Genomic DNA, 25422 nt, shown 5'->3' on the forward strand with positions numbered 1-25422 from the left:
CATCATCGCACAGCGCCGTTGTGCTTGAGTGGCATGGGGAGCCCGGCCACGACCAGCGTAACCGTGTCGCATACCGCGGCCAGCCTCTGGTTGAGGCGGCCCGCTTCATCGCGGAACTGCCGTGCCAATGCGTTTTCGGGAACGATACCCCAGCCCACTTCGTTGGCGACGATGATCAGTTCGCCCGGCGCGCGTGCGACAGCGTCCACCAGCACATCGCAGGCGTGTTCGAGTGTATCCGGCACACCGCACATGACATTCGACAGCCACAGCGTCATGCAGTCGATCAGTACGCAGGCATTCGGACGGCAGGTGGCGTCGATCGCGGCGGCAAGCGCCAGGGGCGCCTCGACGGTCTGCCAATGCGCGGGGCGGCTCTGGCGATGCAGGGCGATGCGTGCGCGCATCTCGTCGTCCCACGCCTCGGCGGTGACGATCATGCTCACGTCGGATGCGCGTGCGGCCATGTCCTGTGCATAGCGACTCTTGCCGGAACGCGCGCCGCCGAGTACGAGGTGGCGGCTCATCGCGGCGACCTCGCGTTGCGCGCGGCATCGACGGCCGAGCAGATGGCTTCGGCGCCGTCGATGATGCGAGGCCCCGCCCGGCTGATGGCATCTCCGGGGACCGTCCACAACTGGTCGCCACGAACGGCGCGCATTGAAGCAAAACGACGCCATGAGGCAATGTCCGAATCCTTGCCGGCTCGCTGCGCACCGGCAGTGGCATCGTGATCGATGCGCGAAGCGATGATCACATCCGGGTCGGCCGCGACCACGCTTTCGCTCGATAGCTGCGGAACGGTACCACTCTGCGTGTCGAACACGTTCTCGCCGCCGCACAGCGAGATGACATCCGAAATGACCTGCCCGGCGCCAATGGTCAGCAGCGGCTGCGCCCAGACTTGGTAGAAGACGCGTACGCGAGGCTTGCCGGCATATCGCGCGTGCAGATCGTTCAGGCGTTGGCGGAAGCTGCGGGCGGCGACATTGGCAGTCGATGAGGTGCCAAGGATCGCGCCGATGCGTTCGATGGCGCCGGGTATCTCATCGAGCTTGCGCGGTTCAATGTAGAACATCGGAATGCCGAGCGCGGACAGACGGTCGAGTTCCTTCTGGTTGCTGCCGTGGTACCACACCAGGATCAGTTCCGGGCGCAGCGCTGCGACACGTTCCAGATCGAGCCGACGATTGTCGCCCACGGGCGGGATGCGCAACGCGGCGGGCGGATAGTCGCTGTACGTGACGGTGCCCACGATGCGATCGCCAGCACCCGCGGCAAAGACGAGTTCAGTGAGGCTCGGTGCCAGTGTGACGACGCGTTGCGGCGTCCTGTCCAGCGAGACCACGTGGCCGGCGTCGTCGCGCCAGCTCGCGGCCAGTACGGGCGTCACCATTGCGCACAGCAGCGCGGCGATCAGAAGGCGTGTCATCTGCGGTTCTCCGCTGCGCCCAGTTCGACGCGGAACCAGCGCGCGCCATCCTCGTTTCGCACCGAAATGTCAATGTCGTACGCATTGCTGAGCAGTTCGGCGGTGAGGATATCCTCACGCGTGCCCCAACGGACGCGTCCGCGACCGTTGAACAACAGGGCGTGAGTCGCAATCGTCCAGGCGAGGTTGATGTCATGCACGGCGGTAACGATCGTGCCGCCCGCCGCGGACCAGTCGAACAGCACGTCGCGCAGCAATACCTGGTGCGCCCAATCGAGGTGTGCTGTCGGTTCGTCGAGCAATACCAGCGGCGCGCGTTGCGCGAATGCAGTGGCGAGCGCCACGCGCTGCCGCTCCCCACCGGACAGCGCGCGCACGTCGTTGTCGGCGAGCACGCCCATATCGAACTGCGCCAGCCATTCGCGCGCGGCGCGCTGGGTATCGTCGGCGCTCAGTTCGGGGTGTGTGGCTTCAATCGCGCAGGCCACGGTCTCCCACGCTGCGGCGGCGAACGGATCGAGCCAGAATTGCGGGCACCAACTGCGGCGTTGCGCCAACGCTTGCGCCCGTGCGCGCGCGATCGGCACGCCATCGATATGCACCGCACCGGCATGCGGCGCGGAGAGCCCGGCGAGCGCGGCGATCAGTGTCGACTTGCCCGCGCCATTCGGGCCCAGCACCACCCATCGCTCACCCGGTGCGAACTGCAGCGACAGATCGCTGCACAACACGCGGCCGTCCGCGCGGCCACCGGCATGCAGGGTGAGTGCGTCGAGGGAGCAGGTGGCGGGGGCGCCGTGAAAGAGCGTCGTCGTCATCGCGCGCTCCTCTGCCGCAACAGCAGCCACACGAACAGGGGAACGCCGACGCAGGCCGATACGACGCCAACCGGTAGCTGGCTTGGTGCCACGACCGTGCGCGCAACGGTATCGGCGACGACCAGGAAGGCGCCGCCGAAGAGCGCCGAGAAAGGCATCAGCAGTCGCGCGGAACGCAGCCCGCACAGGCGCACCACATGCGGCGCGACGAGGCCGACGAACCCGACTGCGCCGGCCGTCGCCACGGCCAGCCCGATGGCGAGGCTCGCCGCAGCGAGCGCGTGACGACGCCTTTGCGCGACCGGCACGCCCAGCGTCCACGCCCATGCGTCGCCGCGTGCGAGCCAGTCCAGTTCATGCGCACGCGGCAGTACCATCAGCAACGCAACGATCGCCGCCACCCAGACTGGCCACCACAGCGAAGCGCCGTTGAGATCGCCCAGCAGCCAGAACAGCAGGCCGCGCAATTGTTGTTCGCTGGCGATCGCGAGCAGGATCGCCACCAGCGCGCTGCTGGCCGCCGACAGCATCATGCCGATGAGCAACACGGTGACCGTGCCCGGCTGCGTGACGGGCGACAGTCCGCGACCGAGGGCCCGCCATGACAGCGTGAAGACCAGCGTCATCGCCAGCATCGCCCCGAGTATGGCGCCGCCTTCGGCAGCGAAGCGCGTGCCCATCGGCAGCAGCATGAGTGCGGCCAGCGCGCCCACCGACGCGCCCCCTGTGATGCCCAGCACGTGCGGCTCGCCCAGCGGATTGCGCGTGACGAGCTGGATGACGGCGCCACCCAGCGCGAGCGCTGCGCCCACGCCGAACGCTGCCATCGCACGAGGAAAACGCAACAGCCAAAGGATGTCGCTCTGCGGCCAACCCCATCCCGAGGTGCCACTGGTCAGCGCGATCAGCATGGCCGCCGGCACGCACAAGGCGGCCACCATCGATGCGCGTGCCAACGGTGGAGCGGATAGCCTCATGCGCTCACCTCGTCATGCAGCAGCGCGCGCAGGCGTGCGGTGTCCATGTGCTGTTCGATCATGTCGGCGAGCCGTTCGAGGCTTGCTTCTCGCAATGCCGCGACGTCGGGCGAGCGGGGCGCGGCGAGGCCCGCCCAGGCAAGCAGTGCATCGCATGCAGCGGGTGAATCGAACAGGCCGTGCACGTAGCTGCCCAGGATCTGGTTGTCATCGCTCAGCGCGCCGTCGTCGCGATCGTCGAGCCGGACGGCAGGCCTGTCGAGCGCCGGCCCGGTGCTGCGCCCTGCGTGAATTTCGTAGCCGCGCACGGGCGCATCGCCCAGCGCCAATGTTCCCTGCACGTTGTGCAACGTTTTGTGTGGCGTGAGTTGCGTCCGCATGTCGAGATAGCCGAGCCCTGCGCTGCTGCCCGCTTGGCCTTCGATTCCGTACGCGTCGACCAATTCCTGCCCCAGCATCTGAAAGCCGCCGCAGATGCCGATGAGCTTGCCGCCGTAGCGCAGGTGACGCGCGATGGCGGCGTCCCAACCCTGCGCGCGCAGGTGCCCGAGGTCCGCTCGTACGGCTTTCGAGCCTGGCAGAACGATGAGGTCGGCGGCAGGGATGGCTTGACCCGGTCCGATGAAACGAAAGTCGACCTGCGGATGCGCGCGCAGCGCGTCGAAGTCGGTGTGGTTGCTGATGCGCGGCGTGACGGGCACGACGACACGCAGACGGGATTCCGCCTTTGTATCTGGCGCGACGTTGCCGATGGCATCCTCCGCGTCGATGTGCAGGCCCGTCAGGTAGGGCAGGACGCCCAGCACCGGTTTTCCGGTGTGTGCTTCGAGCCAGTCCAGGCCGCTCTGCAACAATGCGATGTCTCCGCGGAAGCGATTGATCACGAAACCTTTGACACGGGCGCGCTCGCTCTCTGAGAGAAGCGCCAGTGTGCCGACGAGATGCGCGAATACGCCGCCACGATCGATGTCGGCCACGATGATCACCGGGCAATCCACGGCTTCCGCGAACCCCATGTTGGCGATGTCGTTGGTCCGCAGATTGATTTCCGCGGGCGAGCCGGCGCCTTCGACGATGACGTATTCGTAGGCGGCGGCGAGCCGTTGAAAAGAGCCGATGACGGCTGTGCGTGCCTGCTGTTTATATGCGTGGTAGTCCAGCGCATCCATGTTGCCGATGGCATGGCCGTGGACGATGACTTGCGCGCCGACGTCGGTATTGGGCTTGAGCAGTACGGGATTCATGTCGGTATGCGGCGCGATGCGACATGCCAGCGCCTGCAACGCCTGCGCGCGGCCGATCTCGCCGCCGTCGGCGGTGACTGCGCTATTGAGCGCCATGTTCTGCGGCTTGAATGGTGCCACCCGCGCGCCGTGCCGAACGAGCCAACGGCAGAGCGCAGCCACCAGCGTGCTCTTGCCGGCGTCGGAGGTGGTTCCTTGCACCATGAGCGCACTCATGGAGTCTCCTTCATGACGTTCGAGAGGATGCCCTGCAGGCGCTGCCAGTCGGCATGTGAGGCGGGTAGCCCGAAGCGTAGCGCCTGTGGCGCCGGCAGGTGGCGCACCAGCACGCCGTGACGGGCGAGGCCCCCGGCCAGGTCCGCGGCACGTGGCGTGGCGACCCACTGGAACAGTCGACATCCGCCCGTCGGAGTGAGCCCGCTGCGTGCCAGCAGCGTTGCCAGATGGGTCGATGCCCGCGCCAGCCGCAATTTTTGCACGCGTTGCCAGCTTGCGTCGCTCAATGCGTGACGTGCGACGAAGCGTGCGGGCGTGTTGACCGTCCAGGCGCCCAGCGCCGCGGACAGATTCCGCAGCAAGGCTCGCTGCGCGCATACGAAGCCGATGCGCGCGCCCGCGAGTCCGAAGAACTTGCCCAGCGAACGCAGGACGATGAGCCCTTCGGCATCCGAGTGCGCGGCCAGGCTGGGCTCGTCCTCGGCATCGAGAAAGGCCTCGTCCACGACCAGCCAGCCGCCACGTCGCTGCAATCGCCCATGCATGTCGAGCAGGGTGGCGATGTCGGTCTTGCGGCCAGTCGGATTGTCCGGGTTGGCCACCACCACGACGTCCGCATGATTGGCGGCCGACGGCAATGCCGCCAGCGGGAACGTCTCGACGTCATGGCCGGCGTCGAACCATGCCAGTGCGTGTTCCGCGTAGCTGCCCCGCGCGACGGCAACCCGGCTCGCGGCCCGCAGTCGGGGCAAGGCGAGGATGGCTGCCTGACTGCCCGCCACCGACAGAATGTGCGGTGCGCCGTAATGTGCGGCGGCAATGGATTCGAGACCGTCGCCCTCCGGGCCATCCTCGGGCAGTCGTTGCCAGCATTCGGCCGGCAGCAGGGGGACCGGCCATGCCCAGGGCGCGATGCCGGTCGACAGGTCCAGCCATTCGCTCATGGGAATGCCGTGCGCCAGTGCCGCGCGCCGGAGTGCGCCTCCGTGATCGCCGTTGCCCAGTGCCTCACGCATGGAGCCACTCCAGCAGGTCGACTGCTAACGAGAATGCACCGACAACGATGACCCAAAGCGCGACAGCGCGTCGCACCAGTGCGCGCGATCGAGCGATGTCCGAGGCGGCTGGGGCGCGTCCGCAGCCGAGATCCGGTCGTTGTTCCATGCAGCCCCCATACGACGCCGCGCCGCCGAGCCGGATGCCCAGACTGCCCGCACCTGCAGACATCACCGGGCCGGCGTTGGGGCTGGACCATCGACGGGCCTGCGTCCGCCAGCACGCCAATGCATCGGCGGTGCGTCCGACCAGGGCATAGCTCAACGCAGTGAGTCGCGCCGGCACATAGTTGAGGGCATCGTCCAGGCGCGCCGCGCACCAGCCGAAGTATTCGAAGCGAACATTGCGATAGCCCCACATCGCATCCAGCGTATTTGCCAGACGGAACTGCACGACGCCCGGCGCGCCCGCCACGAGTGCCCAGAACAGCGCGCCGAAAACAGCGTCGTTGCCGTTTTCAAGGACGGATTCGACCGTTGCGCGCGCGACGTCCGGTTCCGTCATCGCTGCCGTGTCGCGGCTCACCATGCGTGCGGTGTTGTGGCGCGCGGCTTCGAGGTCGTGTGCACTGAGTGCGGCTTGCACTGCATGCGCGTGTTCATCAAGGCTGCGAAGGCCGAGCGCGAGGTAGAGCGCCACCGCGTCGACCAGCAATGGTTGCAGCGGCCGCAAGAGCGCTGCCAGCGCCACCCATGGTGCGCATGCGATGAGGGCTGCGACGACGCCGGCGCAGCGCCGTCGGGCAGCGCTGCCGCGGTTGAGCTGTCGTTCGATGCTTGCGGCGAAGCGTCCGAAGCCCACCAACGGATGCCATGCACGCGGCTCACCAAGCAGGCGATCGAGAGCGATCGCAGCAACGAAGGCGAGTGCATGTCCGACCATCAAAATTCGATGCCTTTCTGCGCGCGCACGCCTGCACGGAAGGCATGCTTGATGTCATCGATCTCGCTGACGGTGTCGGCGATTTCGATCAATGGTTCGGGGGCGCCCCGGCCGGTCACGACCACGTGTTGCGACGCCGGCCGCGAGCGCAGCGTTCGCAATACGGTTTCGAGCGGCAGATAGCGGTACTTCAGTACCACGCACAGCTCGTCGAGGATGACGAGCCCCACGCTGTCGTCGGACAGCATGGCTTCCGCGCAGCGCCAGCCTTCCGCCGCCTTGGCGACGTCACGCTCGCGGTCCTGCGTATCCCATGTGAAACCTTCGCCCATGACATGGAAGTCGACGCCGTCGCAGCGACGGAAGAAGGCCTCTTCTCCCGTTGCTGCGGCGCCTTTGATGAATTGCACGACGCCGACACGCATGTCGTGGCCGAGTGCTCGCGCGGCCATGCCGAACGCCGAGGAACTCTTGCCCTTGCCGTTGCCGGTCACGACGACCAGTACGCCGCGATCGATGTAGGCCGCGGCGATGCGTTGGTCGATGATGGTCTTCTTGCGGACCATGCGCGTGGCATGCCGCGCATTGCTGCCCTCGTCGTCGTTGTTGTCGGTGTCGTGCACTGCGGGCTCCTTATAGCGCTGCGTAACGCAGTGTGATGAAGGCGCCGAAGCCCGGCTGGTTGTAGTAATAGGCGGTCTGGTGGCGTTTGTCGAAGAGGTTTTCGATGCGCCCTTGCACGCGCCATGTCTTGGTCAGCTCGTACTCGGCGCGCAGATCGACGGTTCCGTAACCACCCAGCTTGGTCTTGTTGGCGGCATCGTCGTAGCTCTTGCCCGCGCCGTACAGCGACCCCCCCAGGCTCCAGCGGCCGAAGTCATGATCGATATCCAGACGCGCTGATTGCTTGGGGCGGCGCGGCAACAGTTTGCCGTCGTTGGCGCCGCCTGAGTCGTCCTTCGGATCGACGTAAGTGGCGAACAGCGTGAACTGCGTGCCGGCCAGTTGCGTGCCGAGCGTGGCTTCCACGCCGCGGATGCGCGCCTTGGCGATATTCGCCAGCGGATAGCCAGCGATCAGATCGTCGACCTGTGTCTGGTATGCATTGAGCGACCAGTTGCTCGTCTGTGCGAACTTGCCGGAGGCGCCCAGTTCGAAGCTCTTCGATTTTTCGGGCTTGAGGTCGGGCGTGCCGTAACCGGGGTAGTACAACTGGTTGAAGGTCGGTGCCTTGAATGCGGTGCCCACGTTGGCAGTCAAGCGCAGCGCCGGCGAGAAGGTATAGCCGAAGGCTGCGCTCCCGGTGGCGTGATTGCCGAACTGCTCGTTGTCGTCATTGCGTGCGGAAAGCTGCACGTCGCTGGCGCCAAAGCTGCCGAGGTATTGCGCGAAGATGGCCTTGTTGTCGCGCGACGTGACCGTGTAGGCCGTGTCGCTCGAAACATGATCGTTCTGGTAGTCCAGCCCGACCGTGACCATATGGTCGTTGTTGATGGCGAAGTCGTTCTGCCAGCTGACCTGGTCGGTGCGGGTCAGGAAACGCGAAGCGAAGTCGCTGTAGTAATAGCTCTTCGAGCGATCCTGCGTCTGCCCCACGGTGAGTGAACTCTTCCACAGGTCGACGGGGTGGTAGCGCAGCGTGGCGCTGGCGACTTGTTGCACATTGGTGGAGTGATTCTGGAATCCACCGTCGAATTCGTTGTTGCTGTGCGCCTGCATGAACTGCACATCGGCATCGAGCGATCTGGAAAAGCGATATCCGCCGCGCAGGTTGTACGACTGATTGTTGTAGCCGTCGCGATCCGGTTCGTTGGCGAAGCAACCGGAGGACGTGCCTTCGCAGGCGTTGATGCCGTTGGTGGTGTCGGCGCTGATGCCGGCATTGAGCCAGGCCTTGTCAGTGCCCACTGCCGCGGTTGCCGCCACCTCGCCCGTACTGCGCGAGCCGCCGCCGATGCTGAAAGTGGGCCGCCATCCTCCATCGGGCGTACCCCCCTTGCGCGTGAATATCTGGATCACGCCACCGATGGCCTCCGAACCATACAGACTGGCTCGGGGGCCCCGCACGACTTCAATCCGGTCGATCAGTTCGATCGGCAGGTCCTGCAGCGCGGCCGCACCCGTGGTGGCCGACCCGATCTTCATGCCATCGATGAGCACCAGCGTGTGATCGGAATTGGTGCCGCGCAGGAAGACCGACGTGGCCTTGCCGCGACCTCCCGTGTTGGACAGTGTGACGCCCGGTACGCCGCGCAGCGCGTCCGGTACGGACACGGCCTGCTGTCGTTCGATGTCTTCGCGCGTGATGACGGTCACCGAGGCGAGCGTTTCGTCTGCGGTCCGTGCCACGCGGTCGGCGGTGACGATGATGGGATCGAGTTGCTGCGGCGCGCGTTGCGCCATGGATGCCTGCGTTGCGCCGAGCAGCACGGCTGCCGGCAGAAGAGGGTATTTCAAGATGTGCTCCTTCCGTGCTCACCCGCACGGAACGTTCGTGGGTCAATGCACGGCGGAAGGAGGACGAGGCTCGGCCAGGATGGGCGCAAACCGCAATCGCCCACCGCGATGCGCTTCAGCCACGCGCGCATCGGTTGGGACGTGCGTGCGAGGCCACGCCACAGGCCGGTCTCCGGGCTGACGAGCGGATGCCGTGGGCATCCAGGCGCGGTACCTTCCCATGCCGTGGGGCACAGTGGTTTGCTCTGAGGCTTATCGCCGCGCTTTGACTCGCTTACCGTTGCGGGGGCAGCGCCGGCCTTGCGATGAAATCGCGCACCGGCTTCCCGATTAACCCGGCAACATATGTTTGCCAGGCACCTGAAGCGAGGGCGGATGATACCGCAGAACGCGCCGTTGCCGGCAGTCGCCGCGGCTCGCGGGCGGGGCGCGAGCGCTGGCGCAATGTGTCGCGGAAGTCGTATTGACCGCACGCGAAAGGGGGCACTACCATCCTTCGCTATGGACAACGAAATTGCCGATCTCGACGCCCGCATCTCGCGGCTCATCGAAGCCTTCGCCGAAACGCGTCGCGCCAACGGTGAGCTCACCGATCGCGTGGCACGACTCGAAGCCGACAACCGCGTGCTGGCTGAAAAGCTCGCGACGGCTGTCGCGCGCATCGAAGCGGTGCTCGAAAAACTGCCGGTCACGGAGCCGTGATGGAATCGCTCGACATTCAATTGATGGGCAAACGTTTCGCCGTCTCGGTCAAACCGGAAGAGCGCGAGACCTTTGAAGCCGCCGTCGCTTTGCTCAACGAAAAGCTGCAGCAGGCGGCCGGCCGGAGTTCCGGCAGCGGTGAAACGCTCGCGCTCATGACGGCGTTGAACATTGCTCACGATTTTGTTGTGGCGCAGCGCTCGGCAGGGCTTGATCTACCGGGCCACCGGCGTAAAATCGCAGCCATGGGGCAACGTATCGAAGATGCGCTGGCCCAGCAGGAAAAACTGTTTTAGGCGGGGGCCTTCAAGCTGCGCACGGTGTCGTATCCCCCAAAGGTTTTCGGTTCGCGATAGCGGGCCACGAGTTATCCCCTGCGGTGTTCGTTAAGGTCTAATACTCCTTGAACCAATGTCTACGCGACATGGTTGCCAACCGATACACCGCTGTTGTGAGCGCTCCTTGTTGGGCGCACCTGATGCGGCAGGAAACGCAGCCCCCTGAACCCAGGTTCAGGATGATGACCTGACGGCACATGCGGGGGACCCTCTCTCAAAAAAAACGCGGCGCGATGCCGCGTTTTTTATTTGCGCGCGCCGCGCACCATCGGTATTCGCCCGGCTTGTCGACACACGCCCAGGCCGGTACGTTGCGAACTCATTCGTTCGTCATCGACCCACCGATGGATCTCTGGCTCATTGCATATTTCTTTCTCGGTACCGTCGCCGGGTTTCTTGCGGGCTTACTGGGCATTGGCGGCAGTGTGATCATCGTGGCCGTCCTGACGATGATTTTCGACGCGCAGGGAGTCGCCCATGAACATGTCTTGCGGCTGGCGTTGGGGACAGGCATGGCGACCGTCATCTTCACCTCGCTGGCGAGCCTGCGCGCGCATCATCGGCGCGGCGCCGTGCGTTGGGACGTCGTGCGCGACATGACGCCAGGCGTGATCATCGGCACCTTCATCGGCACCAGGATCGCTGGCATCGTGCCGACCCGGGGTCTGGCACTGTTTTTTTCCTTCTTTCTGATTTGCGTGGCGACCCAGATGGCACTGGATCTCAAGCCGTCCGCCAAGCGCAATCTGCCTGGGCGGTTCGGTGTTGCCGGCGTCGGTGTCGGTATTGGCGCCTTGTCGGGACTGGTCGCCGTCGGCGGAGGCTCTTTGACGGTGCCGTGGCTCAGTTGGTGCAACGTCCGGTTGCAGCACGCCATCGGGACATCGGCTGCCATGGGGCTGCCGATCGCATTCTTCGGTACGCTGGGCTACATCTGGCAGGGTTGGGGACGCTCCGGCCTGCCTGCCGCCACCCTCGGCTACGTGATGGTTCCAGTGCTTGCGACGATCGTCGTGGGGAGTGTTCTGACTGCGCCGTTTGGAGCCCGGATGGCGCACGCTTTGCCTGTGCCAACCCTCAAAAAGGCGTTTGCCCTGCTTTTGACGATTTTGGCGGTCAAGATGGTTTGGGGGGTATGGTCCTGAATAGAAAGAAGAAGTTCCCGTGTGCAGTGCACCATAGAAAACTTTTAAGTCCAAAAGTGCAATTGATAGGCGCATAAAACGATGTGATCTGTCACAATTCATTTCAACGGATCGCTGATCGCGTCAGACAGGCGCCAAGGCACACCGGGGGATGTTGGAGACATACGAAGCCGCAAGAAATGCGGCAAATAGCAAAAGTCGCGGGGCAGCAGGGCTGACCCCGCGATAAAAAACGCAGCAGACGCGTGGGCTCACAAAGCCACCGGCAAAAGAAAAAAATCGGCCGGATCGCGTTGAACGCGCCAAGGGACACCAAAGGACACTGGTTCGACAGAACCAAACGTAGGGGGAGGGAAACCCGCAAAACGGGTTTCCTCAATTGGGGACGGGAAGCTACGGGCGTAGCTTCCCGTTTTTTTTTATTGGCGGTCCGCCCGCCCGATGCAAGTCCCGCACGCAGTCAGCCTTTCTCCTCGCCTGCACGGGTGCCAGAATCCATACATCAGGATCGTTCGTCGCAGGCGGCGCACTTTTCCTGATCCCCGCCATCAACTAATCCTTCTCTGATTGACGCAGCCGATGGCGCTTGCCAATCTCCACGCCGAAGCGGTCGCTTGCCGGTGCGCGACGATTTCCTAAGGAGCAGGTCATGCGTTTTGAGGATGGGCAAGAGAGCAACAACGTTGAAGACCGACGGGGCGGCGGTGGCGGCAGACTGCCGATCGGAGGTGGCACGATCGGTGTGGGCACCGTGGTGCTGGCTCTGGTTGCCTGGTATTTCGGCATCGACCCCTCGGTGGTGCTCAACGGCGCCAGCATGGTGAGTGGTCCGACTGCCACGCAACAGGCGCCCGCCGACCCGAACGCGCCGGATGATCCGGACAAGCGCTTCGTGCGCCAGGTCCTGGGCGACACCGAACGGACCTGGTCGCAGATTTTCGCGGAAGGGGGCAGCCAGTATGCAGCGCCGAAGCTCGTACTGTTTTCCGGCGCCACGCCTACCGCCTGCGGGACGGGGCAAACCGCCATGGGGCCGTTCTATTGCCCGTCCGACCGCAAGGTCTATATCGATCTGGCTTTCTACGAGGAATTGCGCAAGCGGTTCCGCGCGCCGGGTGATTTTGCCCAGGCCTACGTGATCGCGCACGAGGTCGGGCATCACGTCCAGAATCTGCTGGGTATTTCGGACAAGGTTCGTCAGGCGCAGCAACGCGCATCAGAGGCCCAGGCCAACGCGCTGTCAGTACGGCTCGAATTGCAGGCGGACTGCCTGGCCGGCGTGTGGGCCGGGCGTTCGAACCAGCGGCACAAGTTGCTCGAAGAGGGGGACGTGGAGGAAGCGCTGGCCGCCGCCACCGCCATCGGCGACGATACTTTGCAGAAGAGCGCCCGCGGTTACGCGGTGCCCGACACCTTCACGCACGGCACGTCGGCTCAGCGCGTCCGTTGGTTCAAGCGCGGACTGGAAAGCGCCAACGTGCAGCAGTGCAATACGCTCTCCAGCAGCGCCCAGCTCTAGGCAGGTTCGGGCCTATTTCCGGTATAGCTCGTAGACTGTGTCGCTGAAATCGTCCGAAACATAGAGCGAGCCGGTGAGGGACGGCACGACGTCGACCGGCCGGCCCCAGCGGCTGCGCGCGGAGGCGTCGGTCATCCAGCCGGTGATCATGTCGACTTCATGGCCCGGCTTGCTCCCGTCGAAAGGCACGAAGACGACCGAGTGACCATTCAATCGCGTGCAGTTCCAGCAGCCATGCAAGGCGATTGCCGCCCCGTTTTTCCACGGTGCCGGGAGTGACGATCCCTGCAGGAAGCTCATTCCCAAGGGCGCCGAATGCGCGGGCAACGAAAGGCTCGCGCGATCCAGCGCCGCACAGTCGCGCTGGTTTCCGTCGGCGTTCGTATCGATGTCGCGTTCGAGCGGCAATGACTGGAATCTGTCTGCGCTGCGAGGCCCAGCGTTGCAGTACGGCCACCCGTAGTCGCCACCTTCGCGCACCGAAGTGAAGGGGTCGGGCGGGTTGTCATCGACGAAACGGCTCATCACGCGCCCGTAGTCGTCGCGCCCGTCGCCATCGAAGTCGCCGTGGTAAGGGAAGGGAATCTGGTCGCGATTGTTGACCGCAGCCCACAGTTGTCCAGTACCCGGCAGAATGTCCAATCCCTCCGCATTGCGCAGTCCGCGAGCATACAGGCGGCCGTTGCGGCCATCGGCGTCATAGACATAGATCGACCCGCGCACAGGGTCGGCCTTGGCGTCGGATTCGCACACGTTGCAGGTGGATGCGATGGCAACGAACAGCTTGCCGTCGGTCGACAATGCGATGTTCTTCAGTTGGTGGCCGTAGGAGCCGATGCCCGGGGTGCTGGCGTTGGGCAGGTTCGCGATGACTACCTGTGCGGCGCCAGCTTTTGTCATGCCGTCGGTCCACGCAAAGCGGCTGACCTGGTGCGCTTCGCTCACGTATAGCCAGGTGGCGTCGCCGCTACGGTAGAACACCATGTCGTGCGGCATTCGCAATCCGGCTGCAAAGTCGCTGGCGCGCCAGGTATTGCCGTCGCGACGCAACAAAGTGAGCTTGCCGGCATTGGGTTGCGACACCAGCAGGCCGCCGTCCGGCGTCACCGCCAGGAAGCGCGCGCCGTCTACCCGCGCAATCACGCGGATGACAAAGCCTTCCGGGACGTTGAGCGTACGGGCTTGGTTGAAGGGGGCTGAGTCGAGTCCGGACGGGACTTCGACGCTGACTGATTGCAGGTTGAGCGATGATGTGGGCGCGCTGACTGCCAAACTGCTGGACGAGGTCGCCGCAATGCTCGACGCGGCTTCGGAAGATGCGCTTGATCCGCCGCCGTTCGAGCCACAGGCTACCAGCGCGGCTGCAACCAACAGGCCGACGATGCCTGCCGATCGGAGGGGATTGCCGAGAAAGTGCTGCCGCATGGTGAGACTCCTCGACGAAGCTCGGAGTCGTTTAGTCAGCAGCCGGTGGCGGACGTTCCCATCCGCCACCGGAATACCGATCAGTGGTGCAGGATCTTGGACAGGAACTGCTGGGCACGCTCCGAGCGCGGTGTGCCGAAGAATTCGTCTTTCTGCGCGTCTTCAACGATCGTGCCGTGGTCCATGAAGATCACGCGATTGGCCACTTTGCGCGCGAAGCCCATCTCGTGCGTGACCACCATCATGGTCATGCCTTCGCGAGCCAGTTCGACCATGACGTCCAGCACTTCGTTGATCATCTCGGGGTCGAGCGCCGAGGTCGGCTCGTCGAACAACATGCAGATCGGGTCCATCGACAACGCGCGAGCGATCGCCACACGCTGCTGCTGCCCGCCGGACAACTGACCGGGGAATTTCTGCGCGTGCGCCTTGAGTCCGACGCGCTCGAGCAACTTCATGCCCTTGTCACGTGCTTCGTCCTTGCCGCGATTGAGCACCTTCATCTGGGCGATCGTCAGATTTTCGACGATGGTCATGTGCGGGAAGAGCTCAAAGTGCTGGAACACCATGCCCACCTTGGAGCGCAGCTTCGGCAGATCGGTCGCAGGGTCATTAACTTTGATGCCGTTGACGATGATGTCGCCCTGCTGGATCGGCTCGAGTGCGTTGACGCACTTGATGAGGGTGGACTTGCCCGAGCCCGACGGGCCGCATACCACCACCACCTCGCCCTTCGCGACGCCGGTACTGCAATCGGTCAGCACCTGGAAGTTGCCGTACCACTTGGAGACGTTTTTTATCTGAATCATGGATCTTTACCCGCGAAAGAATCGGTTAGCGGACGATGGCTATGCGCTTTTGCATGCGCTTGACGAGCAGCGACAGCGAGAAGCAGATGACGAAATAGATCAGCGCGACGAACAGGTACATCTCGACCGGCGCATGCTCGGTGTTGGCGATGTTTGTCGCCACGCGGAACAGATCCTTGGCCCCGATGGCATAGACCAGCGATGTGTCCTGGAACAGTACGATGGTCTGCGTCAGCAGCAGGGGAAGCATGTTGCGCACGGCCTGCGGCAGGATGATGTGGCCCATCGCCTGCCAGTACGTCATGCCGAGCGCGAAGCTGGCATTCACCTGGCCCGTCGACACGCTCTGGATGCCGGCTCGCATGATTTCGCCGTAATAGGCGGCCTGGAAAACCGTGAAGGTGATCAGTGCCGAATTCTCCGAGCCGATCGGATGACCGATGAGCGTCGGGATGATGATGAAGAAGCCCATGATCACCATCAGCAGCGGGATGGAGCGCATGGTGTTGATATAGGCCGTTGCCGCTGCCGCAAGCCACGGGCCGCCCGACAGCCTGGCCATGGCCAGCAGCGTGCCGAGGATGATGCCGCCGACCATTGCGGTGACCGTGATCTTCAGGCTGAACAGGAAGCCCGCCCACAAGAATGGGATGGAGGCCGGAATGATGCTGAAATCGAGTTCTGAAAGCATGGTCGGCGCCTTTATTTCGATGCGATGAATCCGGGCACCCGGGTACGCTTTTCGATTGTGGTCATCAGTCGGTTCGCAGCGTAGGCGAGTATCGCGTACAGGCCCCCCACGATGACCAGGATCTCCAGCGAGCGCGACGTTTCCTCATTGATCTGGTTGAACTGGTAGAAAAGTTCGATCACCCCGACGGCGTAGGTCACGGCGGAGTTCTTGATCACGTTCATGAATTCCGAAGTGAGCGGCGGCAGCACGATGCGATAGGCCATCGGCAGTAATACGTAGCGGTAGGTTTGCGCCAGGGTGAAGCCCATCGCCAGGCCGGCGTTGCGCTGTCCTCCCGACAGGCTCTGGATTCCCGCGCGCAGTTGCTCGGCGATACGCGCCGCCGTGAACCAGCCCAGACCCAGTGCGCCCGTGATGAATTCCTTGGCGGGCATGTCCTGCTTCATCCACATCTTCAGGTCGTGCGGCATCAGTTCGGGGACGACGAACATCCACACGAACAACTGAACCAGGATGGGAATGTTGCGGAAGATCTCCACGTATGCGTTGCCCAGCGCCGCGATATAGCGATTGGGCAACGTGCGCATGATGCCGACGATGGAGCCGATCACCAGTGCAATGATCCACGCCGTGAGCGACACGGCGACCGTCCAGCCGACGGCGGAGACGAGGGTGTCGAGATAGGTCTCATCACCTCCCATGATGTTCTGGAAGAGAAAGCTCCAGTCCCAGTGATAGCTCATATCGAAGCCCTAGAGTGCAGTCGGAGTCGGGATAGGCTCGCGCCCCGACCGATGGCCATGGCTGGCGCGCGAAAGGGCATGACAATACCGGGTGCGCAGCCGTTTGTGTGAACAGGCATGTAGACGAAACGGGCGGCGAGCACTGAATGCGTCGCCGCCCAGGTCAAGCGACGGACCTTACTTCTTGTACGACTCGGCCGGTTTGTCGTTGGGGCTGGCGATGGCTTCCTTGAGCGCTTCGCTCATGGGGAAGCTCAGGTTCACACCCTTCGGCGGGATCGGCGAGGTGAACCATTTCGCGTACAGCTTGGTCAGTTCGCCCGACTTGGCGAGATCGCCAACCGTCGTATCGACGAGTGCCTTGAACTGCGGATCGTCCTTGCGCAGCATGATGGCGATCGGCTCGGTAGACAGCGGCTCACCCGCCAGCGTGTACTCGGACGGGTTCTTCGAGCTGGCGATCAGGCCCAGCAGCAGGTTGTCGTCCATGACGAACGCCACGGCGCGGTCGGTTTCCAGCATCAGGAACGAGTCGGCGTGGTCCTTGCCGTAGACTTCCTTGATGTCGAGGTTCTTGCCCTTTTCGTTGGCGCGGATCAGCGCCACGCTGGTCGTGCCGGTGGTGGTGGCAACGGGCTTGCCGTTCAACTGGGTGATGCTGTTGATGCCGGAGGCCTTCTTGACCGCCATGCGCACTTGCGTGACGTAGGTCGTCGGAGCGAAGGCGACCGACTTCTGACGGTCGAGGTTGTTGGTGGTCGATCCGCATTCGAGATCAACCGTGCCGTTGGTGGTCAGTGGAATCCGGTTCTGCGAGGTCACCGGGACCATGTCCACGGCGAGGTTCGGCGCGTTGATGCGCTTCTTCACTGCATCGACGATCTTCAAGCAAATGTCGATGTGGTAGCCGATCGGCTTCTGGTTGGCGTCCAGGTACGAGAGCGGGAAGGAGGATTCACGGATGCCGAGCGTGATCTTGCCGGTGTCCTTTGCCTTCTTCAGCGTACCCGTCAGTTCCTGGGCCGATGCAACGCCCACACCTGCGCCCAGCATCACGGCCGCGATAATGGCCTTCTTGAACATACATGTCCTCCTGTTCGTTATCCAAAAAAAACGGGGCCACGCTCACGGCGCAGTCGTCTCCTCTCCCGTATGCGAAAACTGTACCAATTACTAAAAACGTCCAATCCGTAGAACCACGTATTTGACGGAAATCAGTTGCCGAAAATTTCAGCGATGCGACGGACGGTGATTCGATTGATATCGAGCAGAAAGACTCTGTCGTTGGTGCGACGGCTGACGCGGCATGACAACGGCAATCCCGGAAAGACGTGCTCTGCGTGGATGCGAAAGCGGCAGTCGCTTCAAGATGGGGCGCGCGTTTGACTGCCAGTTGCACCAATATGGTGCATTTGCGACGGCCAAAAACCGTGCAGCCACTCAGGGTTCGCGGTCGTCTCGAACGATTTCTCAGCGCTGCGCCGTGCTGGCGCGAGGGGGCGGCCCTGACGCTTGTCCGGCGTCGGCTTCGGGAGCGGACTCGTCGGCGCTGTCTTCCTGCACTACGCGCTTCTTGCGATTGGCGGGCAAGGAAGGTTCGACCTGCGGCTTGACGATCTCCAGCTTGTTCTCGGTCATGTAGTCGTTCATCTCACGCCAGCCGGTGAAGATGGCCGCCTTCGTCGCATTCGGATTGAAGGCGTAGCAGTCTTCGAGCGCGCGGCCGGACTGACGACAGGCGCCGCCGATCGCCTTGCCTTCGGCTTCTTTCTGCTGCGCGTCCTTGCGCGGATCGGGAATGCCGAGCTGCTCGCAGGCGGTCAAGGTCAGCACAACGATGAGCGCCAGACAGATGCGGGACATGATCGCTTGATCGAATGGGATGTAAGGAATAACGTCACCCGTCCCCCCAACTTGAGCCCCGCGCTCGTCCCGCTTGTCGAAGATCTCTGGGCGCAGTGGAGGGATTTCCTATAATGCCGCATCGTTTCACCACGCTGGAGCTCGACCCACAATGCAGCAAGTGTCCCCCATGAAAATCTCCTGCGCCGTTCTGGCCGCCGCCCTGGCGGCGTGTGCCACGGCAGCGCCCAAGCAGGCCGCCAAACCTGCCGCCAAGAAGCCGGCCCAGCCCACCATGGTCGAGCTCGAATTCGTTCATCAACTGGGTGCCGACAAGGGCGAACAACTGGCAAAGCTGGTCCAGCGGTTCAACGAAGCCAATCCCAACATCAAGGTCACGCTGAGCGACGGTGACTGGACCGAGGGCAAGCAGCCGGCGCTGATCCTGCCGAACCAGGAAGGCGAAGATCGCCTCGTCACCACCAAGCGCTACAAGCCCCTGTGGGATGTCATGCGCGGTGCGGGCCAGCCGCTCAAGACCTTTCCGGTCCTGAAGATGGTCACGCCGATGCCGGTCGACTCCAAGGGCCGTCTCGAAGCGCTGCCGGTGGCTCTGTCTACTCCTGTGCTTTTCTACAACAAGGAAGCACTGGCCAAGGCGGGCCTGGACCCGAACAACGTGCCCACGACCTGGATGGACTGGCAGGCCGCGCTGGGCAAGGTCTACGCATCGGGTAACGCCTGCCCGTTCACGACCGTGCAACCGGCATGGATTCTCATCGAGAACACCAGTGCATGGAACAACCAGCCCTTCGTGGCCATGAATGGCAAGCAGGAAGCGCTGGCTGCCAACGGACTCATCCAGGTCAAGCATCTGGCGATGATGTCGAGCTGGTACAAGGCACGCTATCTGCAGATTTTCGGCCGTGGCGACGAGGCGCTGGAACCGTTCGCCAAGGGGGCCTGCGCAGTCCTCACCGCTCCGTCGGACGACTACCCGACGCTGCAGCGCATGGCATCCTTCGACGTTGGCGTCGCGCCCTTCCCCTTCCATGGTGACGCCTACGGTGCGCCACAGAACACGGTTGCCGACGGTTCCAGCCTGTGGATCGGCGCTGGCAAGACGGCAGCCGAATACAAGGCGGTGGCCAAGTTCGTGAACTTCTGGCTGACGCCCGAGACCCAGGTCGAATGGCAGGTCAACGCCGGCTATTTGCCGCTCAACACGGCAGGTGCGTTGGCGACTGGCAGCAAGCTACTGAGCGACAAGCTCGTGGCACAGCAGATCGCCCTTCAGGAACTGACCAACAAGCCCGTGTCGATTGCTTCGTCCGCCTCCACGTATGGCCGTCGTGCCGGCGTGCGCCGCATCCTCGATGAAGAAATCGAGTCTGTCTGGGCCAACAAGAAGCCGGCCAAGCAGGCGCTCGACGACGCCGTCAATCGCGCCCGCGCCGGCGAGGATGGCTGCTGCCGCGCGATGGTTCGTCCGTAACCATGCCGGCCTTGGCTGACTGGCCCTATCCGCGCGTGATGGCGCACCGCTGCGGCGGTGCGCTGGCGCCGGAGAACACGCTGGTCGGCCTGGATCTCTGCGTGCTGGCAGGCGTGAAAGGCGTCGAATTCGACGTCATGCTTTCTGCAGCCGGCACGCCGTATATCATCCACGACGAAACGCTCGAACGCACGACCACGGGAGTCGGTCGTGTGAGCGACGCCACCGATGCGCAGCTCGATGCGCTCGATGCAGGACAACCCTTTCATAAAGCGTTCGCCGGCGAACCTCTGCCGCGCTTTGCGGCGGTCGCCGCGCGTTGTCGGGCGCTGGACCTTGTGGCCAATGTCGAAATCAAGCCGGCCGAGGGGTTCGAGGCCCTGACCGGCGCCGTGACCGCCGAATTTGCTGCCGCGTTGTGGCGCGATGCCTCGGTGCCGCCACTGCTGTCTTCGTTTTCGGAAGTCGCGCTGCAGGCTGCCGCCAAGGCAGTCCCCGCCTTGCCGCGTGGCTGGCTCGTTGACCGCGTGCCGTCGGACTGGCTGGTCCGTTGCCAGGGCCTGGACGTGATCGCCGTCCACACCAACTGCAAATATCTGGACGAGGCCTGCTGCCGCGCCATCAAAGCCGCCGGTTATCGCGTGGCTGTCTATACCGAAAACGACCCGCAGCACGCCATGACCCTGCTTGGCTGGGGCGTCGACACCGTCATCACGGATCGCCCGGATCGCTTCGGGCCCTTGTGTTGACGCTGTCTCGCGGCGTGAAGCCGCGATAGCGGCAAGCCATCGTTTGCATGGCTCGTGCTGCGGAAGGGGATGCGATGCTAAACTCCGCGATTCCTCTTTGAAATCAGGCCGTAGCGAGCGTCGCGTATCCATGAAAGCCGCCGAGATCCGTTCCAAGTTCCTCAAGTACTTCGAGTCGAAGGGTCACACCATCGTCCCGTCCAGCTCGCTCGTGCCGGGCAATGACCCCACGCTGCTGTTTACCAATTCGGGCATGGTGCAGTTCAAGGACGTGTTCCTGGGGGCCGACAAACGCCCGTATTCGCGCGCCACGACCGCCCAGCGTTCGGTGCGCGCCGGCGGCAAGCACAACGACCTGGAGAACGTCGGCTACACCGCGCGTCACCACACCTTCTTCGAAATGCTGGGCAACTTCAGCTTCGGGGATTACTTCAAGCGCGACGCTATCCACTTTGCGTGGGAGCTGCTGACCGAGGTCTACAAGCTGCCCAAGGACAAACTGTGGACGACGGTTTACGCCGAGGACGACGAAGCCTTCGACATCTGGACAAAGGAAATCGGCGTGCCGGCAGAGCGCTGCGTGCGCATCGGCGACAACAAGGGCGCGCGCTACGCTTCCGACAATTTCTGGCAGATGGCGGACACCGGCCCGTGCGGCCCGTGTTCAGAGATCTTCTACGACCACGGTGCCGATGTGTGGGGAGGCCCTCCGGGGAGCCCGGACGCCGACGGTGATCGCTACATCGAAATCTGGAACCTCGTGTTCATGCAGTTCGAGCGTTATGTCGAAGGCGAGCAGCTCTTCGACAGCGAACAGGCTGCGAATGCCGCAAAGGACGCCGCCGAATCGGCCGGCAAGATCGGCGCGGTGAACAAAGAAGGCGCGCAGTTCAAGCTCACCACTTACGCCCAGAAGCCCCTGCCCAAACCGTGCGTCGATACCGGCATGGGCCTGGAGCGCCTTGCCGCGATCCTGCAGCACGTGCATTCCAACTACGAGATCGATCTGTTCCAGACGCTGATCGCCGCTGCCGCACGCGAAACCAACGTCAAGGACCTGAGCGTTCCGTCGCTGAAGGTCATCGCCGACCACATCCGCGCCTGTGCCTTCCTGGTTGTCGACGGCGTCATCCCGAGCAATGAAGGCCGTGGCTACGTGCTGCGCCGGATCATCCGCCGCGCCATCCGCCACGGCTACAAGCTCGGCGTGCGCGCCCCGTTCTTCCACCGCCTCGTGGCCGATCTCGACCGCGAAATGGGTGAAGCCTATCCGGAGCTCACGCAAGCAGCGCCCCGCGTGACCGAAGTGCTGCGCCAGGAAGAAGAACGCTTCTTCGAGACCATCGCTCACGGGATGGAAATCCTCGAAGCCGCCCTGACTCAACTGAACGGCGGCAAGGTGCTCGACGGCGAAGTCGCTTTCAAGCTGCACGATACCTACGGCTTCCCGCTCGACTTGACGGCCGACGTCTGCCGCGAGCGTGGCGTGACCGTCGATGAGGCTGCCTTCGATGCCGCCATGGCGCGCCAGCGCGAGCAGGCTCGTGCAGCAGGCAAGTTCAAGATGGCGACCGCGCTCGATTACACCGGCGCCGCAACGCGCTTCTTCGGCTACGAATCGCTGCATGTCGACGGCGCCAAGGTGCTGGCGCTGTATCGCGACGGCGCGGCCGTCGACAGCATTGCTGTGGGCGATGCCGCGGTGGTCGTGCTCGACAACACGCCGTTCTATGCCGAATCCGGCGGCCAGGTCGGCGACTCCGGCGCGCTGTCCGCCAACGGTGTCGAGTTCCGCGTCGACGACACGCAAAAAGTCCAGTCCAGCGTTTTCGGCCATCACGGCACACTCGAGCGTGGCACCCTGAAGGTCGGCGACACGCTGACCGCGCAGGTCGACGCCGAGCGCCGCGCATCGACCATGCGTAACCACAGCGCCACGCACCTGATGCACAAGGCTCTGCGCGAGGTACTGGGTTCGCACGTGCAGCAGAAGGGTTCGCTGGTCGATGCCGACAAGACCCGTTTCGATTTTGCGCACACCGCGCCGCTGAGCGATGACGAAATCCGGCGTGTGGAAGACATCGTCAATCGCGAAATCCTGGTGAACGAATCCACGCTGGCGCGCGAGATGGCCATCGACGATGCGCAGAAGCTCGGCGCAATGATGCTGTTCGGCGAAAAGTACGGCGACACGGTGCGGGTGCTCGACATCGGCACCTCGCGCGAACTGTGCGGTGGCACGCACGTTGCGCGTACCGGTGATATCGGCTTCTTCAAGATCGTGGCTGAATCCGGCGTCGCCGCCGGTGTGCGCCGGGTCGAAGCGGTGACGGGTGTGAATGCGCTGCGCGTCGTGCAGGAACATGAGGCCGTGCTCGATGGCGTCGCCGCTGCGCTCAAGGCCCCCGTTACCGAAGCCGCACAGAAGATTGCCCAGTTGCTCGAACATGTCCGCGCGGCCGAGAAGGAACTCGCCCAACTCAAGGCCAAGCTGGCTGGAGGTCAGTCGGAACAGCTCGCAGGCAAGGCGATCGACGTCGGCGGCATCAAGGTGCTGGCGGCCACGCTCGACGGCGCGGACGTGCCGGCGCTGCGCGAGGCGGTCGACAAACTCAAGAACAAGCTGGGTTCGGCAGCGATCGTGCTGGGTGCCGTTGCCGATGGCAAGGTCTCGCTCATTGCCGGGGTGACGCCTGATCTCACCGGCAAGATCAAGGCCGGCGAGCTGGTGAATTTTGTCGCACAGAAGGTCGGCGGCAAGGGCGGTGGCCGTCCTGACATGGCACAGGCCGGCGGCACCGATCCCGGCCAATTGCCGGCAGCGCTTTCGGCGGTTGCCGAGTGGGTCGGTGCCAAGGCCTGATTGATCGTCGCCAGGCATCGACGTTCGCCGTGCCTGTCCATGTGGGCAAGCACGGCGTAACCCGGCTGCGCGCATAGGCAGCCAGGGGCAAGTCTGGTTTACTTGCCGAATCACTTTGGGGCGTGACGTCCGTCGCGTTCCTGCATTTCTTTCTGTTGTTCGTCGGTAAAGTTTGCGCAACCCCGGTCGTTGAGCATTCAACGACCCCGGGTTTTCCCATTGCGGTTCCTCTTGGCAGGCCGTTATGTCGAACGCATTCGTGCTGGTGGTAGTGGTGGCGTGCGCTGCGAGCCTTGGCCTCCTGGCGTATGTCGTTGCGCGCTGGCGACGCGATGCTCTCGAAATCCTTGCCTGCCTCGACCACGCGGTCGTCGTCCTGGATGGGCAGCGTCGCATCGAGACCTTCAACGCGGCCTTTCTCTCGTGGTTCGGCGGGCCCGTGCGGCGGGGCGATGATTTCGCCGGCATCCTCGCCCGCAAGCACGACGGCAACGGCATCGACAGCGAAGACCTGCAGCTCATCAATGGACTCGCTCCCGTGCACGGTCAGGTGCGCGTGGTGATCGACGGTCATCCGGTCGGTGTGCGTTGCATTGTCCTGCGCGGCAGGCGCATAGCGTATGTCATGGAAGATCGATCGGCGATAGAACGTCTATCGCATGCCATTCGCCGCGTGGAAGCCGAGCGCACCGCGCTGCTCGACATCGTGCCGGTCGGCCTGACGATTGCGGCGTCTGGCTCGGGCGAAGTCCGCTACGCCAATCAGCGTGCGGCCACCTATCTGGGCTTCGATAACGCGCAGGAATTGATCGGCCGCAGCGGCCTCGAGTTCTGCCATTCCGATACCCAACGCGACTATATGCAGCAGCGTCTGCGGGACGAAGGCATTGTCGAAGGTGCCGAACTCGAATTGCGCACCCGCGATGGCACGCCGCTGTGGGCGCTGGTTTCTGCGCGGGCGATCGAACTGGACCATGAGCGACTTATTTTCGCCAGCGTCAGCAATATCACTCACAACAAGCGCACCGAGCTGGACTTGCGCGACAGCGCGCAGAAGCTGCGGCATTTGCTGGACGCTGCACCGTGCGCCATCTTCATGATCGATCTGCAGGATGGCCGGCTTGTGTTCTTCAACCGCCATGCGGACGATCTGTTCGGTTTGCAGGATGGCGACATGCCGAGAGTTGAAGCCGACTTCATGCCGCCTGACGATCTGCTGCTACTCATGAACACGCTGCGGCGCGTCGGTACCGTCGCCGATCGCGAAATGCAGTGCCAGACTTCGCTGGGCGAGGTGCATTGGTTCCACGTGTCGGCCGCGAGGGTCGAACATGACGGTCGGGCCGCCATGTTCTGCGCATTACTGGACATCGACGCACGCCGACAGGCCGAAGTGGAGGTGCGTGTGGCGCGCGCCGAGGCCGAAGAGGCCAACCGCGAACTGCGCCTGCTCAACATGGAGCTGGAGCAGCTTGCCAACACCGACCGCCTGACGAGTGCGTTCAACCGGCGGCATTTCGAGGAAGTCGCCTTGCGCGAAATGAGCCGGGCGCGACGGTACAACCTGCCGCTGGCGCTCATCATCATCGACCTCGATCACTTCAAGCTCATCAATGACGACTTCGGCCACGCGGCGGGTGACCGCGTGCTCGTCGAGTTCACCCAGCTCGCGCGCCAGCATCTGCGCTCGTCCGATGTGCTGGCTCGTTGGGGTGGAGAAGAATTCGTCGTGCTGGCGACATCGACGGCGCTGGACGAAGCGCTGGTGCTGGCGGACAAGCTGCGCGAGCTGCTCGAGCTGCACCCCTTCGACGGGCTGCGGACGGTCACGCTATCGGCTGGCGTCACGAGCCTGAGCCTGCGCGACACCTTCGACGCCTTTGTCCGCCGCGCCGACAAAGCGCTGTACGCGGCCAAGAGCGAGGGCCGCAATCGCGTCGTGGCGATCGGGCAGGAATTGGCCGCGTAAAGGCTGCGACGGCCGTGCCCGATACAAAAAAACCGCGCCGAAGCGCG

The 25422-nt window shown here is 63.8% G+C and carries 23 protein-coding genes, 1 other RNA gene and 1 riboswitch; of the genes, 9 read left to right on the forward strand and 15 right to left on the reverse strand.

All coding sequences use genetic code 11. The annotated features are described in order from the left end of the window. Positions 1–2: 2 nt before the first annotated feature. Genes cobU through btuB form a run of 9 tightly spaced genes read right to left on the reverse strand, consistent with a single transcriptional unit; the run spans position 3 to position 9082 of the window. On the reverse strand, positions 3–527 hold the full coding sequence (gene cobU, locus ACDA63_RS10275) for a bifunctional adenosylcobinamide kinase/adenosylcobinamide-phosphate guanylyltransferase (RefSeq protein ID WP_373663141.1): 525 nt from the start codon (positions 525–527) through the stop codon (positions 3–5). Continuing rightward, positions 524–1432 carry a cobalamin-binding protein gene (locus ACDA63_RS10280; RefSeq protein WP_373663142.1) on the reverse strand — a complete coding sequence of 303 codons (909 nt, stop codon included), beginning with the start codon at positions 1430–1432 and terminating at the stop codon, positions 524–526. The genes cobU and ACDA63_RS10280 overlap by 4 nt, the downstream gene beginning before the upstream one ends. Beyond that, positions 1429–2250, reverse strand: a complete 822-nt coding sequence (locus tag ACDA63_RS10285; protein WP_373663143.1) for an ABC transporter ATP-binding protein — start codon at positions 2248–2250, stop codon at positions 1429–1431. The genes ACDA63_RS10280 and ACDA63_RS10285 overlap by 4 nt, the downstream gene beginning before the upstream one ends. Continuing rightward, positions 2247–3227: a FecCD family ABC transporter permease gene (locus ACDA63_RS10290; protein WP_373663144.1), complete on the reverse strand. Its 981-nt coding sequence runs from the start codon at positions 3225–3227 to the stop codon at positions 2247–2249. Before ACDA63_RS10290 ends, ACDA63_RS10285 begins: the two co-directional genes overlap by 4 nt. Then, a complete protein-coding gene (locus ACDA63_RS10295; protein WP_373663145.1) occupies positions 3224–4687 on the reverse strand; it encodes a cobyric acid synthase in 1464 nt (487 codons plus the stop codon). Before ACDA63_RS10295 ends, ACDA63_RS10290 begins: the two co-directional genes overlap by 4 nt. After that, positions 4684–5703, reverse strand: coding sequence for a threonine-phosphate decarboxylase CobD (cobD, locus tag ACDA63_RS10300; protein WP_373663146.1), 1020 nt, complete (start codon positions 5701–5703; stop codon positions 4684–4686). The genes ACDA63_RS10295 and cobD overlap by 4 nt, the downstream gene beginning before the upstream one ends. Continuing rightward, complete coding sequence (gene cbiB / locus ACDA63_RS10305) at positions 5696–6625, reverse strand: adenosylcobinamide-phosphate synthase CbiB (protein WP_373663147.1); 930 nt, start codon at positions 6623–6625, stop codon at positions 5696–5698. The genes cobD and cbiB overlap by 8 nt, the downstream gene beginning before the upstream one ends. Continuing rightward, the gene (cobO, locus tag ACDA63_RS10310) at positions 6625–7248 is read right to left on the reverse strand and encodes a cob(I)yrinic acid a,c-diamide adenosyltransferase (RefSeq protein WP_373663148.1); all 624 of its coding nucleotides are present in this window, start codon (positions 7246–7248) and stop codon (positions 6625–6627) included. The genes cbiB and cobO overlap by 1 nt, the downstream gene beginning before the upstream one ends. Positions 7249–7258: 10 nt before the next feature. Continuing rightward, positions 7259–9082 carry a TonB-dependent vitamin B12 receptor gene (btuB, locus tag ACDA63_RS10315; RefSeq protein ID WP_373663149.1) on the reverse strand — a complete coding sequence of 608 codons (1824 nt, stop codon included), beginning with the start codon at positions 9080–9082 and terminating at the stop codon, positions 7259–7261. Positions 9083–9227: 145 nt separating this feature from the next. Beyond that, a riboswitch (cobalamin riboswitch) is annotated at positions 9228–9461 on the reverse strand. 122 nt (positions 9462–9583) lie between these two features. Between btuB and ACDA63_RS10320 the strand changes: the two genes are divergently transcribed. From ACDA63_RS10320 to ACDA63_RS10340, 5 genes are all read left to right on the forward strand, one after another. Then, the gene (locus ACDA63_RS10320; RefSeq protein ID WP_373663150.1) at positions 9584–9784 is read left to right on the forward strand and encodes a hypothetical protein; all 201 of its coding nucleotides are present in this window, start codon (positions 9584–9586) and stop codon (positions 9782–9784) included. Continuing rightward, the gene (locus tag ACDA63_RS10325) at positions 9784–10080 is read left to right on the forward strand and encodes a cell division protein ZapA (protein WP_373663151.1); all 297 of its coding nucleotides are present in this window, start codon (positions 9784–9786) and stop codon (positions 10078–10080) included. The genes ACDA63_RS10320 and ACDA63_RS10325 overlap by 1 nt, the downstream gene beginning before the upstream one ends. 72 nt (positions 10081–10152) lie before the next feature. Further along, positions 10153–10332: non-coding RNA, 6S RNA (gene ssrS / locus ACDA63_RS10330), on the forward strand. A gap of 134 nt (positions 10333–10466) precedes the next feature. Next, positions 10467–11267, forward strand: a complete 801-nt coding sequence (locus ACDA63_RS10335) for a sulfite exporter TauE/SafE family protein (protein ID WP_373663229.1) — start codon at positions 10467–10469, stop codon at positions 11265–11267. A gap of 649 nt (positions 11268–11916) precedes the next feature. After that, positions 11917–12786, forward strand: coding sequence for a neutral zinc metallopeptidase (locus ACDA63_RS10340; RefSeq protein WP_373663152.1), 870 nt, complete (start codon positions 11917–11919; stop codon positions 12784–12786). Positions 12787–12798: 12 nt separating this feature from the next. On the opposite strand, the gene ACDA63_RS10345 is transcribed toward ACDA63_RS10340, so the two are convergent. The 6 genes from ACDA63_RS10345 to ACDA63_RS10370 all read right to left on the reverse strand — a co-directional run bounded on the left by ACDA63_RS10345 (position 12799) and on the right by ACDA63_RS10370 (position 18320). Further along, entirely contained in the window at positions 12799–14211 is a 1413-nt protein-coding gene (locus ACDA63_RS10345; RefSeq protein ID WP_373663153.1) for a sorbosone dehydrogenase family protein, read from the reverse strand. An 80-nt stretch (positions 14212–14291) separates the two neighbouring features. Next, the gene (locus ACDA63_RS10350; protein WP_373663154.1) at positions 14292–15020 is read right to left on the reverse strand and encodes an amino acid ABC transporter ATP-binding protein; all 729 of its coding nucleotides are present in this window, start codon (positions 15018–15020) and stop codon (positions 14292–14294) included. A gap of 25 nt (positions 15021–15045) precedes the next feature. After that, a complete protein-coding gene (locus tag ACDA63_RS10355; protein ID WP_373663156.1) occupies positions 15046–15711 on the reverse strand; it encodes an amino acid ABC transporter permease in 666 nt (221 codons plus the stop codon). Between the two features lie 11 nt (positions 15712–15722). Then, entirely contained in the window at positions 15723–16457 is a 735-nt protein-coding gene (locus ACDA63_RS10360) for an amino acid ABC transporter permease (RefSeq protein WP_373663157.1), read from the reverse strand. Positions 16458–16634: 177 nt separating this feature from the next. Then, positions 16635–17540 carry a transporter substrate-binding domain-containing protein gene (locus ACDA63_RS10365; protein WP_373663158.1) on the reverse strand — a complete coding sequence of 302 codons (906 nt, stop codon included), beginning with the start codon at positions 17538–17540 and terminating at the stop codon, positions 16635–16637. A 387-nt stretch (positions 17541–17927) separates the two neighbouring features. Continuing rightward, positions 17928–18320, reverse strand: coding sequence for a hypothetical protein (locus tag ACDA63_RS10370; protein WP_373663159.1), 393 nt, complete (start codon positions 18318–18320; stop codon positions 17928–17930). A gap of 169 nt (positions 18321–18489) precedes the next feature. On the opposite strand from ACDA63_RS10370, the gene ACDA63_RS10375 reads away from it, so the two are divergent. From ACDA63_RS10375 to ACDA63_RS10390, 4 genes are all read left to right on the forward strand, one after another. After that, on the forward strand, positions 18490–19794 hold the full coding sequence (locus ACDA63_RS10375) for an extracellular solute-binding protein (protein ID WP_373663160.1): 1305 nt from the start codon (positions 18490–18492) through the stop codon (positions 19792–19794). Between the two features lie 2 nt (positions 19795–19796). Further along, positions 19797–20543, forward strand: coding sequence for a glycerophosphodiester phosphodiesterase (gene ugpQ / locus ACDA63_RS10380; RefSeq protein WP_373663161.1), 747 nt, complete (start codon positions 19797–19799; stop codon positions 20541–20543). Between the two features lie 130 nt (positions 20544–20673). Further along, positions 20674–23406: an alanine--tRNA ligase gene (gene alaS / locus ACDA63_RS10385; protein WP_373663162.1), complete on the forward strand. Its 2733-nt coding sequence runs from the start codon at positions 20674–20676 to the stop codon at positions 23404–23406. Positions 23407–23650: 244 nt separating this feature from the next. Beyond that, positions 23651–25375 carry a diguanylate cyclase gene (locus ACDA63_RS10390; protein ID WP_373663163.1) on the forward strand — a complete coding sequence of 575 codons (1725 nt, stop codon included), beginning with the start codon at positions 23651–23653 and terminating at the stop codon, positions 25373–25375. Positions 25376–25422 lie beyond the last annotated feature (47 nt).

Source organism: Uliginosibacterium sp. sgz301328, from assembly GCF_041807905.1.
Taxonomy (GTDB): domain Bacteria; phylum Pseudomonadota; class Gammaproteobacteria; order Burkholderiales; family Rhodocyclaceae; genus JBGVSA01.

Bases quoted from the DNA above. Each gene is read 5' to 3' on its own strand.
- cobU (WP_373663141.1), bottom strand. From the start codon at position 527: ATGAGCCGCCACCTCGTACTCGGCGGCGCGCGTTCCGGCAAGAGTCGC.
- ACDA63_RS10280 (WP_373663142.1), bottom strand. From the start codon at position 1,432: ATGACACGCCTTCTGATCGCCGCGCTGCTGTGCGCAATGGTGACGCCC.
- ACDA63_RS10285 (WP_373663143.1), bottom strand. From the start codon at position 2,250: ATGACGACGACGCTCTTTCACGGCGCCCCCGCCACCTGCTCCCTCGAC.
- ACDA63_RS10290 (WP_373663144.1), bottom strand. From the start codon at position 3,227: ATGAGGCTATCCGCTCCACCGTTGGCACGCGCATCGATGGTGGCCGCC.
- ACDA63_RS10295 (WP_373663145.1), bottom strand. From the start codon at position 4,687: ATGAGTGCGCTCATGGTGCAAGGAACCACCTCCGACGCCGGCAAGAGC.
- cobD (WP_373663146.1), bottom strand. From the start codon at position 5,703: ATGCGTGAGGCACTGGGCAACGGCGATCACGGAGGCGCACTCCGGCGC.
- cbiB (WP_373663147.1), bottom strand. From the start codon at position 6,625: ATGGTCGGACATGCACTCGCCTTCGTTGCTGCGATCGCTCTCGATCGC.
- ACDA63_RS10320 (WP_373663150.1), top strand. From the start codon at position 9,584: ATGGACAACGAAATTGCCGATCTCGACGCCCGCATCTCGCGGCTCATC.
- ACDA63_RS10325 (WP_373663151.1), top strand. From the start codon at position 9,784: ATGGAATCGCTCGACATTCAATTGATGGGCAAACGTTTCGCCGTCTCG.
- ACDA63_RS10335 (WP_373663229.1), top strand. From the start codon at position 10,467: ATGGATCTCTGGCTCATTGCATATTTCTTTCTCGGTACCGTCGCCGGG.
- ACDA63_RS10340 (WP_373663152.1), top strand. From the start codon at position 11,917: ATGCGTTTTGAGGATGGGCAAGAGAGCAACAACGTTGAAGACCGACGG.
- ACDA63_RS10345 (WP_373663153.1), bottom strand. From the start codon at position 14,211: ATGCGGCAGCACTTTCTCGGCAATCCCCTCCGATCGGCAGGCATCGTC.
- ACDA63_RS10350 (WP_373663154.1), bottom strand. From the start codon at position 15,020: ATGATTCAGATAAAAAACGTCTCCAAGTGGTACGGCAACTTCCAGGTG.
- ACDA63_RS10355 (WP_373663156.1), bottom strand. From the start codon at position 15,711: ATGCTTTCAGAACTCGATTTCAGCATCATTCCGGCCTCCATCCCATTC.
- ACDA63_RS10360 (WP_373663157.1), bottom strand. From the start codon at position 16,457: ATGAGCTATCACTGGGACTGGAGCTTTCTCTTCCAGAACATCATGGGA.
- ACDA63_RS10365 (WP_373663158.1), bottom strand. From the start codon at position 17,540: ATGTTCAAGAAGGCCATTATCGCGGCCGTGATGCTGGGCGCAGGTGTG.
- ACDA63_RS10370 (WP_373663159.1), bottom strand. From the start codon at position 18,320: ATGTCCCGCATCTGTCTGGCGCTCATCGTTGTGCTGACCTTGACCGCC.
- ACDA63_RS10375 (WP_373663160.1), top strand. From the start codon at position 18,490: ATGAAAATCTCCTGCGCCGTTCTGGCCGCCGCCCTGGCGGCGTGTGCC.
- ugpQ (WP_373663161.1), top strand. From the start codon at position 19,797: ATGCCGGCCTTGGCTGACTGGCCCTATCCGCGCGTGATGGCGCACCGC.
- alaS (WP_373663162.1), top strand. From the start codon at position 20,674: ATGAAAGCCGCCGAGATCCGTTCCAAGTTCCTCAAGTACTTCGAGTCG.
- ACDA63_RS10390 (WP_373663163.1), top strand. From the start codon at position 23,651: ATGTCGAACGCATTCGTGCTGGTGGTAGTGGTGGCGTGCGCTGCGAGC.